At 31.7% G+C, this 15,117-nt stretch carries 19 protein-coding genes; 15 read left to right on the top strand and 4 right to left on the bottom strand.

Annotated elements, in window-relative coordinates; all coding sequences use genetic code 11:
• Positions 1-64: 64 nt before the first annotated feature.
• The 6 genes from BN350_RS12065 (at position 65) to BN350_RS12040 (ending at position 7,570) form a co-directional block, all read left to right on the top strand.
• Positions 65-1,633 carry a DEAD/DEAH box helicase gene (locus tag BN350_RS12065; RefSeq protein WP_028043829.1) on the top strand — a complete coding sequence of 523 codons (1,569 nt, stop codon included), beginning with the start codon at positions 65-67 and terminating at the stop codon, positions 1,631-1,633.
• A gap of 166 nt (positions 1,634-1,799) precedes the next feature.
• Positions 1,800-4,436, top strand: coding sequence for a pyruvate, phosphate dikinase (gene ppdK / locus BN350_RS12060; RefSeq protein ID WP_028043828.1), 2,637 nt, complete (start codon positions 1,800-1,802; stop codon positions 4,434-4,436).
• A 117-nt stretch (positions 4,437-4,553) separates the two neighbouring features.
• Entirely contained in the window at positions 4,554-5,546 is a 993-nt protein-coding gene (locus BN350_RS12055) for a DNA-processing protein DprA (RefSeq protein WP_028043827.1), read from the top strand.
• 4 nt (positions 5,547-5,550) lie between these two features.
• Complete coding sequence (locus tag BN350_RS12050) at positions 5,551-6,189, top strand: rhomboid family intramembrane serine protease (protein ID WP_231385282.1); 639 nt, start codon at positions 5,551-5,553, stop codon at positions 6,187-6,189.
• Positions 6,190-6,200: 11 nt separating this feature from the next.
• A complete protein-coding gene (gene galU, locus BN350_RS12045) occupies positions 6,201-7,094 on the top strand; it encodes a UTP--glucose-1-phosphate uridylyltransferase GalU (protein WP_028043825.1) in 894 nt (297 codons plus the stop codon).
• Positions 7,094-7,570, top strand: coding sequence for a hypothetical protein (locus tag BN350_RS12040; RefSeq protein ID WP_028043824.1), 477 nt, complete (start codon positions 7,094-7,096; stop codon positions 7,568-7,570). The genes galU and BN350_RS12040 overlap by 1 nt, the downstream gene beginning before the upstream one ends.
• Before the next feature lie 22 nt (positions 7,571-7,592).
• Here BN350_RS12040 and BN350_RS12035 read toward each other — a convergent pair whose 3' ends face one another.
• Together BN350_RS12035 and BN350_RS19165 are read right to left on the bottom strand one after the other, a co-directional pair.
• The gene (locus BN350_RS12035) at positions 7,593-8,174 is read right to left on the bottom strand and encodes a manganese catalase family protein (RefSeq protein ID WP_028043823.1); all 582 of its coding nucleotides are present in this window, start codon (positions 8,172-8,174) and stop codon (positions 7,593-7,595) included.
• 17 nt (positions 8,175-8,191) lie between these two features.
• Complete coding sequence (locus BN350_RS19165) at positions 8,192-8,614, bottom strand: spore coat protein CotJB (protein WP_028043822.1); 423 nt, start codon at positions 8,612-8,614, stop codon at positions 8,192-8,194.
• A 108-nt stretch (positions 8,615-8,722) separates the two neighbouring features.
• Between BN350_RS19165 and BN350_RS12025 the strand changes: the two genes are divergently transcribed.
• Positions 8,723-9,148, top strand: coding sequence for a hypothetical protein (locus BN350_RS12025; RefSeq protein ID WP_028043821.1), 426 nt, complete (start codon positions 8,723-8,725; stop codon positions 9,146-9,148).
• A 201-nt stretch (positions 9,149-9,349) separates the two neighbouring features.
• A complete protein-coding gene (locus tag BN350_RS12020) occupies positions 9,350-10,624 on the top strand; it encodes an O-acetylhomoserine aminocarboxypropyltransferase/cysteine synthase family protein (protein WP_028043820.1) in 1,275 nt (424 codons plus the stop codon).
• A gap of 36 nt (positions 10,625-10,660) precedes the next feature.
• Here the strand turns inward: BN350_RS12020 and def are convergent, their stop codons facing one another.
• The gene (gene def / locus BN350_RS12015; RefSeq protein WP_028043819.1) at positions 10,661-11,230 is read right to left on the bottom strand and encodes a peptide deformylase; all 570 of its coding nucleotides are present in this window, start codon (positions 11,228-11,230) and stop codon (positions 10,661-10,663) included.
• A 73-nt stretch (positions 11,231-11,303) separates the two neighbouring features.
• Entirely contained in the window at positions 11,304-11,513 is a 210-nt protein-coding gene (locus tag BN350_RS12010) for a hypothetical protein (protein WP_028043818.1), read from the bottom strand.
• Between the two features lie 123 nt (positions 11,514-11,636).
• Between BN350_RS12010 and BN350_RS12005 the strand changes: the two genes are divergently transcribed.
• The 7 genes from BN350_RS12005 to coaD are packed head-to-tail and all read left to right on the top strand — an operon-like array spanning position 11,637 to position 15,016.
• Complete coding sequence (locus tag BN350_RS12005) at positions 11,637-11,897, top strand: UPF0223 family protein (RefSeq protein WP_028043817.1); 261 nt, start codon at positions 11,637-11,639, stop codon at positions 11,895-11,897.
• Positions 11,894-13,105 carry an FtsW/RodA/SpoVE family cell cycle protein gene (locus BN350_RS12000; RefSeq protein ID WP_028043816.1) on the top strand — a complete coding sequence of 404 codons (1,212 nt, stop codon included), beginning with the start codon at positions 11,894-11,896 and terminating at the stop codon, positions 13,103-13,105. Before BN350_RS12005 ends, BN350_RS12000 begins: the two co-directional genes overlap by 4 nt.
• A gap of 31 nt (positions 13,106-13,136) precedes the next feature.
• Positions 13,137-13,445 (top strand): spore coat protein YlbD, encoded by a 309-nt coding sequence (gene ylbD, locus BN350_RS11995; RefSeq protein WP_187117136.1) that lies wholly within the window; start codon positions 13,137-13,139, stop codon positions 13,443-13,445.
• Between the two features lie 13 nt (positions 13,446-13,458).
• A complete protein-coding gene (locus BN350_RS11990) occupies positions 13,459-13,620 on the top strand; it encodes a YlbE-like family protein (protein WP_231385281.1) in 162 nt (53 codons plus the stop codon).
• Positions 13,621-13,628: 8 nt separating this feature from the next.
• On the top strand, positions 13,629-13,976 hold the full coding sequence (locus BN350_RS11985; RefSeq protein ID WP_028043813.1) for a YlbF family regulator: 348 nt from the start codon (positions 13,629-13,631) through the stop codon (positions 13,974-13,976).
• 7 nt (positions 13,977-13,983) lie between these two features.
• On the top strand, positions 13,984-14,535 hold the full coding sequence (rsmD, locus tag BN350_RS11980; RefSeq protein ID WP_028043812.1) for a 16S rRNA (guanine(966)-N(2))-methyltransferase RsmD: 552 nt from the start codon (positions 13,984-13,986) through the stop codon (positions 14,533-14,535).
• Between the two features lie 4 nt (positions 14,536-14,539).
• Positions 14,540-15,016: a pantetheine-phosphate adenylyltransferase gene (coaD, locus tag BN350_RS11975; RefSeq protein WP_028043811.1), complete on the top strand. Its 477-nt coding sequence runs from the start codon at positions 14,540-14,542 to the stop codon at positions 15,014-15,016.
• Positions 15,017-15,117: the final 101 nt, after the last annotated feature.

Below are 15,117 nucleotides of genomic sequence, written 5' to 3'. Positions count from 1 at the left end.
AAGTCACGCACATTTGAAGTTTTACAAAGTCAACAATAAAACAAAGACAAAGAAAGAGGAAAATATGGACAAAATAATATTTAAAGATTTAGGGTTATCACAGAATGTATTAAATGGAATTGAAGCAATGGGATATGTAAGCCCATCACCTATTCAGGAAAAATCAATCCCGGTTTTATTAGAAGGAAAAGATATTATAGGTCAGGCTCAAACTGGAACTGGAAAGACATTGGCATTTGGAAGTGTGCTATTGTCACAAATTGAACATAAAGAAAAATATGTACAAGCATTAATTTTATCACCAACCAGAGAATTGGCATTACAAATACATGAAGAATTGAAACGTATTGGGAAATATACTGATTTATCTATTGTTAGTGTTTTTGGTGGTAGTGATATTGAAAGACAAATCAGAGATTTAAAAAAAGGTGCTGATATTGTCGTTGGGACACCTGGACGTGTGCAAGATTTAATGCGTAGAAAAGTATTAAAAATTAATCAGATTAATCATATGGTATTAGATGAAGCTGATGAAATGTTAAATATGGGATTTGTTGAAGATATTGAAAACATCTTAAAAACAACTCCAGAAAATAAACAAACAGTTTTATTTTCTGCGACAATGCCAGCAGCAATCAAAAAAATTGCAAGTAACTATATGCAGGAAGATTATATGCATATTCAAATTAAATCAAAAACAAGAACTGCAGCAACAGTATCACAATATTATTTTGATGTACCAAGAGGATATAATAAATTTGAAATCTTATGTCGTATCTTAGATTCACGTCAAATGGATAGCACAATAGTTTTCTGTAAAACAAAACGAAGTGTTGATGAAATTGTAGCTGCTATGCAACAAAAGCATTACAATGTAGAAGCAATGCATGGTGATTTATCACAAAATCAGCGTACAAATACTTTAAAACGTTTTAAAGAAGGAAAAATTCAATATTTAGTTGCAACTGATGTTGCTGCAAGAGGAATCGATGTTGATAATATATCACATGTTATTAATTATGAGATGCCTCAGGATGAAGAATTATATATTCATAGAATCGGAAGAACAGGTAGAGCTAATAAAAAAGGTGAAGCATATTCGATTGTTTCAGGGCGTGAAAAAAGTTTCTTAATGTCAATTGGGAAAAGAACAAATAGTCAGATTGAAAAAATTGAAATTCCTAGCAATGAAGCAATCTTTGAACAAAAGATGAAAGAGTTATTGCTTGATGTTCAAGAGGAAATGCTAAAAGGGAAGAAAGAATTATTTAAAGAAGTTATTCAAGATATCCCTGAAGAATTAAGAGAAGATACAATGGCTACATTATTATCTATGTGTTATCGTCAAAGAGTTGGTTTTGACTATCAAGATATTAAAAAACAATCTTCAGGAACATATGATCGTATCTTTATGACTTGTGGAACAATGGATAGAATCAAAGTCCCTGATGTTGTCAATTTCTTAGTAAGATATGGAAAAATCAAGAAAAGTGATATTGGAGATATTGCATTAAAGAAAAAATTTACTTTTGTTGATATTAAATCTAATGTCAGTCAAAAAGCAATTAAGGGTTGTCATAAACAAAAATTAAAGAAAAGAACAGTTCAATTAGAATTTGCTGGAGATAGATAAAAATTTAAAATTGAAAAAGATATGATGAATTAAGGATAAATTGAAAAATGGATGAATCTAAAAAAAGATTTATCCATTTTTTTCATCATTTATATAAATTAATGGTTGAATGTAAGCACTCACATAGTGTATAATGTTATAAGTAATAAAAAGGAGGAACTTATAAATGGAAAAATATGTCTACCTATTTAGTGAGGGAAACAAAGAAATGCGTAACTTGCTTGGTGGTAAAGGTGCTAACTTAGCAGAAATGACTAATATTGGATTACCTGTGCCTCAAGGGTTTACAGTAACAACTGAAGCCTGCACTAAATATTATGAAGACGGGAAAATGATTTCTAAAGAAATTGAAGACCAAGTTTATGAAAAACTTGCTGAACTTGAAAAAATCACAGGAAAAACAATGGGGGATCCACATAATCCTTTACTTGTGTCTGTACGTTCTGGAGCAAGAGCTTCTATGCCTGGTATGATGGATACAGTCTTAAACTTAGGGTTAAATGATGAAGTTGCTAAAGAGTTTGCGAAAGCAACAAATAATCCTCGTTTTGTATACGATAGTTATCGTCGTTTTATTCAAATGTTTGCTGATGTTGTTATGGGATTCCCAAAAAGTTCATTTGAAAGAATGTTTGATAAAGTTAAAGAAGAAAAAGGTGTTGAATTTGATACTGATTTAACTGCTGAAGATTTAATGGAAGTTGTTGAAATTTATAAAAGTGAATATAAGAAACATGCTGGTGTAGATTTTCCTCAAGATCCAAAAGAACAAATGATGGAATCTATTAAAGCTGTCTTTAGATCATGGAACAATGATCGTGCAATCACTTATAGACGTTTAAATGATATCCCAGGTAGCTGGGGAACTGCTGTTAATGTTCAAGAAATGGTTTATGGTAACCGTGGAGATACTTCTGGTACAGGTGTTGCTTTCACAAGAAATCCTGCAACTGGTGAGAAGAAATTATATGGTGAATATTTAATGAATGCACAAGGTGAAGACGTTGTTGCTGGTATTCGTACACCTCAAACGATTGATACATTAAAAGAAGTTATGCCTGAATGTTATGATCAATTTGTAAAAATTAATGCTATTCTTGAAGATCATTATAAAGATATGCAAGATATGGAATTTACTATTGAAGATGGTAAATTATTCATGTTGCAAACACGTAATGGAAAAAGAACAGCTGCTGCTGCTTTAAAGATTGCTGTTGATTTAGTGCAAGAAGGAATGATTACAAAAGAAGAAGCTTTATTAAAAGTAGAACCAAAACAATTAGATCAATTGTTACATCCTAACTTTGATGATTTAAGTTTACGTTGTGCTCATGTTGTGGCTACTGGATTAGCTGCATCACCAGGTGCTGCAACTGGACGTATTTATTTTACTGCTGAAGATGTTATTGAAGCGTCTAAAAATGGTGTTCAAGATATCTTATTAGTTCGTCTTGAAACTTCTCCAGAAGATATTGAAGGTATGAATATTGCTCATGGTATCTTAACAATCCGTGGAGGAATGACTTCACATGCTGCTGTTGTTGCTAGAGGTATGGGAACTTGCTGTGTATGTGGATGTGGTTCATTAAAGATTGATGAAGAAAATAAAGTATTAACAACACCTGATGGTAAAAAATATCATGAAGGTGATTACATGTCATTAGATGGAAGCACTGGTAATGTTTATGGTGAACAAATTAAAACTGTTGAACCAGAAATTAGTGGTGACTTTGAAACATTTATGGAATGGGCTGATGAAGCACGTACTTTACAAGTTCGTACGAATGCAGACACTCCTAGAGATGCTTTACAAGCACGTAAGTTTGGTGCTGAAGGTATTGGACTTTGTAGAACTGAACATATGTTCTTTGAAGAAGAAAGAATTTTCAACTTCAGACGTATGATTACTGCAGAAACTGTAGAAGCAAGAAAAGAAGCATTGGAAAAAATCTTACCATATCAAAGATCTGACTTTAGAGAATTATTTAAGGCTATGGAAATCTATCCGGTAACTATCCGTTTCTTAGATCCACCTTTACATGAATTTTTGCCTCATACTGATGAAGAAATCAAACCATTAGCTGAAAGTTTAGGAATGACTTTTGAAGCTTTAAAAGCACGTGTTGAATCTTTAAAAGAATTCAACCCAATGATGGGGCACAGAGGTTGCCGTCTTGCTGTCACATATCCTGAAATTGCTGAAATGCAAACAAGAGCTGTTATTGAAGCGGCTATTGCGGCTAATCAAGAAGGACAAAATGTTGTTCCTGAAATCATGATTCCTCTTGTAGGAGATGTTAAAGAATTACAATATGTTAAAAAAGTTGTAACTGATACTGCAGATAAGATTATTGCTGATGCTGGAGTTGAATTACCATATAAAGTTGGTACAATGATTGAAATTCCAAGAGCTGCATTAACAGCTGATAAGATTGCAGAAGAAGCTGAATTCTTTAGTTTCGGTACAAATGACTTAACTCAAATGACTTATGGTTTCAGCCGTGATGATGCTGCTAAGTTCTTAGATGATTACTATTCTAAACAAATCTTTGAAGCTGATCCATTTGCTAAAGTTGACCAAGAGGGTGTTGGACAATTAATGCAAATTGCTGCTGAAAAAGGTCGTAAAACTCGTCCAGATATCAAATTGGGTATCTGTGGTGAACATGGTGGAGAAGCAAGTTCAGTTGAATTCTGTCATAGATTAGGATTAACTTATGTATCATGTTCTCCTTATCGTGTACCATTAGCACGTTTAGCTGCTGCTCAAGCTGCTGTTAAAGAAAAAATGGGAATTGAATAATTGAAAATGAAGGTATGTCTAAAAAGGCATGCCTTTTCTTATAGAAAGTATTTTCGTGTATCGACTCATGAAAAGAACTATGATATAATAGTTGGAAAGTGCAGGGCAGGTGGTATAATGAAAATACAATTAAATTTGGATAGTATAGCTGTTCTTTTATTTTGTGGTGACTTGGTTGTTGATAATACTGCTCCATTATCACAAGATGAATGGTATGAGGTAGAACGTAGATTAAAATCTTCGACAAAAAAGACACCTTCTAAACTTTTTGGAATGAATAGAGATACTTTAATTCAAATACTAGGGATAGATGAATATATTGCATATAAAATGATTGCAAGAAAAGAAAGATTGAATGATTTAATGTTTGCCTTAGCAAACTTGGAAAATGAAGGTATTTACATTACAACAAAATATGAAGAGAATTATCCTCAAAATTTAGCAATACTAAAGAAAAGAGCGCCTTTATATTTATATTATGTAGGCGATATATCAATAACACAGAAACATATGGTATCTGTAGTTGGACCTCAAAATTTAGAGAAAAAATTGAATTCATTTACTAGGAATACAATCACAAAAATATTTGATGAAGAAAAAATATTGGTTGCTAATGGAACAAAAGGGACTGATGCTTATGCTTTAAAAGCATTTATGCAATTAGGCGGAAAGGTTGTTTGCTTTGTGAGTGATCATATGTTTGATAAAAAGAAAACATATTCTAAAGCTATTAAAGAGGGACGAATGGTTTTGGTAAGTGCAGTTGATCCTTTTGCTTATTTTAATGTTACAAATGCATTAGATAGAAATATTTATGTATGTGGTTTATGTGATTTACAAATTGTAACTGCAACTCATATTAATAGTGGTGGTGTTTGGTTTACTACAATTCAAAATTTCCATTATCATTGGACAAAACAAATGGTTTTAGATGATGATAAATATAATGGAAATATTCGTCTTCTTGAAATGGGTGCTATTAAAGTGACATATGATGATATGTTGTCTTTATTGACTCTTGATCAAATTGTTGAAAAAAATGAAATTATTGAGGAGGAAGAAGAAATTCTCGTAGATCAGATGTCTATATATGAATTTTTAGATGAATAATATGATGAATGAACTTATAAAAAAATATAAAAAAGCGCCAGTAACAATGGGGTTGATAACAGTATGTATTATTGTTTATTTGATTTCATTTGTTTTGTATGGTGAAGAAATGAATGTGTATGAAGGAATAACAATGGGTGGATATAATCCTATATACGTTTATCTTGATAATCAGTATTATCGATTATTAACAGCAAATTTCATACATTTTGGGTTGTTGCATATTGCTGTTAACTGTTATTCTTTATATGGTATTGGTATGTTTATAGAGGCTTCCTTAAAACCAAGGAAATATGCAATAGTATTACTTGTGAGTGCACTTGCAACAACTGGATTACCTTACTTGCTTTTTTTGATAAATGGCTTTGAGGCTAATACAGTAAGTGGAGGAATTAGTGGGGTTATCTTTGGCTTGATTGGTGCTTTGGGAGCGTTAGCTATAAAATATAAGAATATTTTTATGGATATATTTAAACAGTTAGCACCAAACGTCATATTGATGCTTGTGATTTCATTTATTGTGCCAACGATTTCTATGTCGGGACATGTATCTGGATTGATTGGTGGTTTTGTGGCAACTTATGTTATGCTGAATATGAAATCTAAACAGAAAAAGAACCCTTATAGTGATTTGATAAATTAAAGGAGAAGATTATGAAGAATCAGAAAGTAAGAAAAGCAGTTATTCCAGCAGCAGGATTAGGAACGAGATTTTTACCTGCGACTAAAGCATTAGCTAAAGAAATGCTTCCCATTGTTGATATTCCAACAATTCAATATATTATTGAAGAAGCAGTTGCAAGTGGTATAGAAGAGGTTCTTGTTATTACAAATAGTAATAAACATGCAATGGAAAATCATTTTGATGTGAATTATGAATTAGAAGAGCGTCTTAAAGCATCTGGTAAAGATAGGCAGGTCAAATTAATTCGTGATATTGCTGATTTGGCTAATATTTATTATATCCGACAAAAAGAGCCTAAAGGATTAGGTCATGCAATATTATGTGCAAAAACGTTTATTGGTGATGAACCCTTTGCTGTTTTGTTAGGTGATGATGTTGTTGTGAATAAAGAAAGTAAACCAGCATTACAACAATTAATTGATGCTTATCATCAAACTCAGTCTTCTGTGGTTGGTGTTCAAACTGTGAAAAAAGAAGATGTTTGTAAATATGGTATTGTAGAACCTGATCAGGCTCATAAGACACAGGGAAGACTTGTTAAATTATCAAGTATGGTAGAAAAACCTTCAGTTGACAAAGCACCAAGTCAGATGGCTGTTTTAGGACGTTATGTATTAACACCAGAGATTTTTGATTTATTGGAAACACAAGAAACAGGTGCGGGTGGAGAAGTACAATTGACAGATGCCATCAAACGTCTGATGGATAGACAAGCTGTTTATGCGTATGATTTTGAAGGTGTTCGTTATGATGTAGGAGATAAGTTTGGCTTTATTAAAGCAACGATTGATTTTGCATTAGATAGAGAAGAACTTCATGATCAGGTATTAGCTTATATTCAACAGATAGCAGGTGAACAATAATGTCATTTGAAGATAAATTTAAACAATATAAAGAACGTCAGGAAGCAAAAAAGTATTTTAGAGCAAATAATGATCAGTTTCTTAATTCGAATGAATGGATCAAAACAATTGGTGGAGGATTTCTTGCTTCTATAGCCACAGGTATAGTTTTAGCAATAGTGATATCAGCGTTGCATATTACATCATCACTCTTTTACTTAATTAGTGCATATGTTGTTGCGACAGCAGTCACAAAAATCGCTCAAGTACGGTCACAGCAAGTTGCTATAGCAACTGTTATTTTAACTTTTATATGTTATGTTGTCAGTGAAATAACAATGAGTTATCTTGTTTTAAGTCAATTAGGTATTCCTATTGGTATTATTGAAGTTATACAACTCATTATTCCAAGCATAAAAAGTCTATTTGTTGGAGACTTGTTTACGACAATAGTCGCTGTTATTGGTCTATTTATTTCATATGAGATGGCAAAGTAAAAACCCGAATTATCGGGTTTTTTTAACATTTTTGATTAAAATCTGGCTGATAATACTTTTTGACATACTCTTCGTATAATTCTCTAAATCTTTCATAATGAACAATTTCTCGTTGTCTTAAGAAAGATAATGGAGCAAGTATATCAGGATCATTTGTCTGATCCATTAGGTTTTCATAAACAGCTCTTGCTTTTTGTTCAGCCGCCATATCTTCTGCTATATCAGCAACTGGATCACCGGTTGCAGCAAAGTAAGCAGCAGTAAATGGTACTCCATTTGCATCAACAGGATATAAAGAACATCCGTGCTCTGTATAATATCCTTGAAGTCCAGCAGCTTTAATTTCCTCTATAGTCGCTCCTTGAGTTAACTGGTAAACGATTGTTGAAACCATTTCCATGTGTCCGAGTTCTTCTGTCCCTATATCAGTTAATAAAGCTTTTCCTTTTTCATCAGGCATTGTGTATCGCTGAGAGATATAACGCATCGATGCAGCTAATTCACCATTTGGACCACCAAATTGAGTGATGATATATTTTGCCATTTTTAAATCTTTATTTTTTATTGAAATAGGGTATTGTAATTTCTTGCTGTAAGCCCACATTCCTTAAATTCCTCCTTTTAACATTGATATTCCCAAGGCCAAGGCCCCTGAACCCATTGAAATGGGATTGTGTTATGACTGTCTTTAACTGCTAATGGTCCAAATTCTTTTTCAAATTGACACTTTGCTTCTTCAGCTTTTTTAGCATATTCAGTATAAAGTTTAACCATTCTTTGATTTTGCGGATGCATGTCTAAATATAAATTGATTTCATGCGCTACAAAGTCATACATCTGAACCTCTAATAATGCTTGTTGTCTTTTTGTTTGAGGTTGTAGACAATAATTTGAGAAACCATGATATGTCATATACAAGTCTTTAAAAAGATTTCCTAGCATAATGGCTTCTTGTGGATCAAATAATTTTGGATTCTTTTCTAAATTTGTTTCTGGCATAAAAAATGGTTGAAAGCATGATTGATTATCTTGAAAAACGTTCATAATTCCCTCCTTCAACTTACTATATGCCATTTTTTTTATAGTGTGAGGACAACTGTTTATTTTCAGTTCATATTGTATGATTATAATAAATAAGGAAAGGGTGATTGCATGAAAGTTCAAGTTGTTTATACTACTCATTGTAAAGATGCTAAAATACTTGCTGAAGATATGGCAAGATATGCGCGAACATACGCTAAGCCTATTTCTGATTTTTGTTTTGATGAAGATATTGACTTGTTAGTTATTGGTTTTGAAGAATACCCCTGTTTAAAAGATAAGGAATTAGAAGATTTTATATCTCATCTTTCTCGTAATCATATTCATAATTTAGCTTTGTTTAATTTGTTTTGTTTTAAGAATAAACAAATGGATAAAGTAATTCAATTATGTCAAAAGCAAGATTTACCATTAATGAGAGAAACATATTCATGTAAGAAAGGTATTAAACCAAAACAGATTTTGGATGATGATGTTATTTCTGGTGGCAGAATCTATATAGAGGATATGGTGAATATTTGTATAAATTATTATTGATGGTTTTATTTGAGTATTCAGTTTTATAATAAATGGTAGAGTTTTGATATAAGAAATAGAATTCTTTGTATTTTGTTTTATCAAAAGTTATGGTAAAGAAGTTTATTGAGATTATATATAGCATGATGTAAAAAAGAGCGATTGCTCTTTTTTTTCATTTTATGATATGATACAATACTTTCATTAAGGGGGAATAAAGTAATGAATAAGAATTATCAATTTGAAACATTGCAAATTCATGCTGGCCAAAAACCAGATCCAGTGACAAAAGCTACAGGTGTACCGCTATATCTATCGAATGCTTTTACATTTGATGATGCAGATCAAGCCAAAAATATTTTTGCATTAGAGGAAGGAGGGTATTTTTATTCACGTTTATCTAATCCAACAGTTGATGTTTTGCAGCAAAGAATGGCAGCATTAGATGGTGGTGTGGCTGCTGTTGCATTTTCTTCAGGAACTGCTGCTATTATGGGATTGATCATGACTGTTTGTCAATCTGGTGATGAGATTATTGCAGCTAATAATTTATATGGTGGAACAATTGGATCATTGTCTGGAACAATGGCAGGGATGGGATTTGTTTCTCATTTTGTTAATCCAAGGGATTTAGAAGCAATAGAATCACTTATTAATGAAAAAACGAAATTAATTTTCGTAGAGTCAGTAGGAAACCCTAATGGTGATATGTTGGATTTTGATGCAATTAGTATGATCTGTAAAAAATATGGAATCTTATTTGTTGTAGACAATACGACACCAACACCATATTTATTTAGACCTATTGAACATGGTGCTGATTTAGTTGTCTATTCTACAACAAAATATATCGCTGGTCATGGTAATGTGATGGGTGGCATTATTGTTGATAGTGGAAAATTTAATTGGCATAATGATCGTTATCCATTATTTACAAATCCTGATAAAGCATATCATGATATTATTTATGCTGATTTAAATGAAACTGCATTTTCTACAAAAGCAATTGCGAAGACATTGAGAGATTTGGGTGGATGTATGTCTCCATTTAATGCGTATATGACATTATTAGGATTAGAAACATTGTCTTTACGTATGGCTAAGCATGTTGATAATTCAAGAAAGATTGCTCAATTCTTAAATGATAATGATGCTGTTGAATGGGTGAGCTATGCTGAATTGGAAGGTCATGAATCACATGATTTATGTCAAAAATATTTTCCATGTGGATTTGGAGGATTGTTTACATTTGGTGTAAAAGGTGGTATAGATAGTGGAAAAACTGTAATTAACCATATTCAGCTCTTTACTCACGTGACTAATTTTGCAGATTCTAGAAGTTTACTGACGCATCCCGCTTCAACAACACATGCTCAAATGAGTGAAGAAGAACGATTAGCTGGTGGTGTTCAACAAGGAACAATTCGTATTTCTGTTGGATTAGAAGATCCTGGTGATTTAATTGCAGACTTACAACAAGCATTTGATCAAATATAATTAATATAAAAACTCTATTCTGTTAAGAATAGAGTTTTAATCTACCACTATAGCATTTGGAATAGGTGCTTTTGGATGTTCTTTGTCAATACGATCATAGAAAAGTTTTCCATCAAAATGATCTAATTCATGTTGTAAACAGATAGATAAGAAACCTCTTGCAACAATTGTGACTTCTTGCTTTTGGAAAATATCATAACCTTTAACAGTTACTTTTGCAAAGCGAGGAACATAACCGTCAACTTCATCGTTAACACTTAAGCAACCTTCGCCATCTTTTAAATATGATTTTTTTTCAGTATATGCAATAATCTTTGGATTAACTAATCCATAATCATCAGCTTTTTTTATGTTTCCTTCATCATCATATGTAAGAACATGAATAGCACACATTCTTTTTAATATACCGACTTGTACTGCAGCTATACCAACAGCAGGCCTTATATCATATTTTTCAGACATTTCATCATCTTGTGAATTCACTAGGAATTCATGCATATCACGTAATAATTGTTCATCTTCCTGACTAATTGGCATTTCAACTGGCTTTGAAATTTCTCGAATAAGGGGATGATGATCATCAATTATATCTTTCATCAATAACATATCGTTCACCTCGCGATAATTATTTTATCATAAAAATAAAAAATATGCCAGAATTCTGGCATATTTTCTTTGACTAACAAATTTTAGTACATCCACAGATGATGAGTAATAAGAAGACAACTAATACAATAGCGAACCAAGTACATCCACTACCAGTACCAAAACCACCACCGCAGCTCATAGTTGGGTAAGTTTGACATCCACCACAACCAAATGGGTTACAAGCGTAAGCAGGCATATAACTATTGCATCCGCATCCTCCATAATTATAACAAGAGTTCATTGAATTCCCTCCTTTCAATTTAACATATTCTTGTTTTACAAAATTGCTAGTGTTTCTACCCAATTCTTATTTTATTTTTGTAGAATATCATGTATAATAGAAAAAACGAAGGAAGTGAGTGAAATGTATGATTATCCATTAGATCCTTATTGGAGTACTGAGGACATTATTGATGTGATGGCTTTATATAATGCAGTAGAACAGGCTTATGAAGAAGGTATCTCAAAAGAAGAATTTATGAATTGTTATCGTAAGTATCTTCAAGTTGTTGATTCAAAGAGTGAACAAAAGAAGATTGATACAGCATTTGAAAAGGTTTCACATTATTCTATATATCGTGTTTTTCAAAAGGCAAAAGAAAATGATTGGATTGACATGCGATGATTAGCCTAATCAGAAGGATATTTAAGAGTCGTGGTGTTGATAAGACAATTTATGCCTGTGTTGTGATTTTGACTATTTTTGGAATTGTTATGATTGGAAGTGCATCAATTGGACAAACAGCCAAATACGGACCTACATATGCAACTATGAATATGGTTAAACAAGGAATTTTCGTTATATCTGGGTTTGGCTTTATGATTTTTCTAACTCGGTGTTTTAAAAAAAGTTGGGTAAATTCTACAACAACATGGGTATGGTACTTTATAGGAATTGCTTTATTGTTATCGTGTTTATTATTCAAAGATGTTAAGGGATCCCATGCATGGATACATATTGGTTCTTTTACAGTTCAACCTGCTGAATTTATGAAAGTCATTATGATTCTTTATCTCTCTTTTCATTTTGGAGAAATTGAAGAGTATTGTCAAATTCCAAAGAATATTTCTAGAAACAAAAAAGAAGAGTTGCAGAAAAGAAAACTATGGTATTGTGTACTAAGACCAATTCTAGCAATCTTATTTGCATTTATCATTATAGGTTTTGTTCAAAAAGATTTGGGTAGTGCTTTAGTTCTTGGGTTTATGTGTATGATGTTGTTTTTTATTACACCTAAAACTTATTATTCTAAATATAAAAAACTATCTTTAATTATATTGGGAATAGGTATTCTTGCTTTTGTTTTTGGAGCGACTTTCATATTGAAACCTCATCAGTTAGGAAGAATTAGTACTTGGTTAAATCCTTTAGGGGATATTGAAGGTGATGGATGGCAATTGATTAATTCAATGGTTGCTTTTTCTAATGGTGGTTTAATAGGTAAGGGGTTTGGTGCTTCGCAGCAAAAATATGGTTTTATTCCTGAATCTCATAATGATTTTATTGTTGCTATTATTTATGAGGAATTAGGATTGGTTGGTTTTTTATTGTTTTTGATTCCTTATTGTATTATTATTTTTAAGATGTTTAATTATGGATTAAAAGTTAAAGAAACAAAGAGTAAAATTATATTATATGGTGTTGGTCTTTATTTCTTTACCCATTTACTGGTTAATGTAGGTGGTGTATCTGGTTTGATCCCAATGACTGGGGTTCCCTTGTTACTAATTTCTTCTGGAGGATCATCAACTTGGGCAGGTATGATAGGCTTAGGTGTTGCACAGTCAATTATCGCTAAGTATAATCGAGATCAGTTAAAAGAACATATTTAGTTTATTTGCATATTCTAGTATAGGTGAGAATATGGAAATAGATGATTTTAAAGCTTTTGTACGAACGATTCCTTCGATTAAAGAGGAAGTTATTAAGGGAAGATATACTTGGCAGCAGTTGTATGAATTCTATGTTTTATATGGTGAAGATGATAAAATGTGGGAACCATATAAAAAGTCACAAGTTGATTTAACAGGAATTTTAGATATTGTTAAGAATGTTGATTTAGATGCTTTGTCAAAGAGTTTTGAAGGTATTCAAAAAGTATTGGATTTAGTGAGTGGTTTTGTTGTGAAAGATGAACCAAAAACTCAGACAAAGCAATGGTATGATGATTAATGATGAAATGAGGATGTATTTAAGATTACATCCTAAATGGTATCTTATTCTTTCACGCTATCCACAAGAATTTCCAACAATGATGGAGCAATATCGTATTGAAAATAAACTAACATTAGCTGATCGCATTGAAAAAGTAGGAACAATGCTTCAAATGTTAGAAATGTTATTATAGGAGAAAAAATGTATAAAGAAATAGATGAACTTATTGAGAATATTATAGTAGATGAGGTATTCCTGAATTATTGTCAAACTGAAAGGGAGTTATATGATGAGACGACTCTTGCATTAGTATCAAGACATCAGATTCTTCAGGAAGATTATTTGCGTATAAAAGCATATTCAAGTGAAGATGAATTGAAAGAAATGAGAGAAAAGTTAAAAGAATTAAATAGTGAAATATCTCAAAATCAAAAGATAACAGATTATTATCAGGCTTATCATCATTTAAATGATCTTTTAGAGGAAATCACACAGATGGTTTTTGCAAATATTAGTGATGAACTTGTTTTGGACAGGTTTACATTGTGAGGTAAATATGAGAGTAGTAGCTGGAAAATATAGAAGTCGACAATTGAAAAGTGTTGATTCTCATTTAACAAGATCAACAACTGATAAAAATAAAGAGAATCTATTTAATATGATTGGTCCTTACTTTGATGGTGGAGTATGTTTGGATTTGTTTAGTGGCAGTGGGGGGTTAGGTATTGAGGCTTTGAGTCGTGGTATTGATAAACTTTATTGTGTTGATAAGCAATATAAAGCATTTGCGACAATAAAAGAAAATATAAAGAGTTTAAAGATTGAAGATGTGACAGAAGTTTATAAAATGGATTATCAAAAAGCATTACAATTATTTGCACAAGAGAATTTAAAATTTGATTTGGTTTTCTTGGATCCACCTTATGGAATGAAAATCAATCAAGAAATTATTCAATATATGGCACATCATCATATGCTACAAAATAATTGTGTTATTATTATTGAAGATTTGATAGAGGAAGTTATTGAAATCAAAACACCATTTGTTTTAAAGAAGCAACAGTCGTATGGAATAACAACATTACAGATTATAGAATATAAGGAGTAAGAAGATGAAAGCAGTTTATGCAGGAACATTTGATCCCGTAACTAATGGACATTTAGATATTATTGAAAGAGCAAGTCTTATGTATGAACATTTATATGTGACTATTTTTGAAAATCCCAATAAAACAACAATGTTTGATTTAGAAGAAAGATTGGTCTTATTGAAAGCAGTTACAGAGAAATTTGATAATGTTACTGTGGATAGCAGTTCAGCATTAGCAGTAGAATATGCGAAAGAAGTAGGCGCTTCTGTTTTAGTTCGTGGGTTACGAGCAACAATGGATTTTGAGTATGAACTCCAATTGGCTTTTTCTAATCAATATTTAGATGATAGTGTGGATATGGTTTTTTTGATGACAAGACCAAATCATTCTTTTATTTCATCATCTTCTGTTAAAGAAATTGCATCACATCATCATAGTGTCAGAGGACTTGTTCCTGCAGTTGTAGAAAAAGCATTAAAAAGAAAAATAAATGAATAGAATAAATTGTCAAAATATTATACATTTGATATGATATTAAAGATAAAGGTATATCTATTCATAAAAAGGAATATACCAAAAAGGTATATTTTTTTTGGAAG

It is taken from the genome of Candidatus Stoquefichus massiliensis AP9, from assembly GCF_000455285.1.
Lineage (GTDB): Bacteria > Bacillota_I > Bacilli_A > Erysipelotrichales > Coprobacillaceae > Stoquefichus > Stoquefichus massiliensis.
Note: the sequence above shows the minus strand (reverse complement) of the source record. Positions and strands in the feature narration are given on the sequence as shown.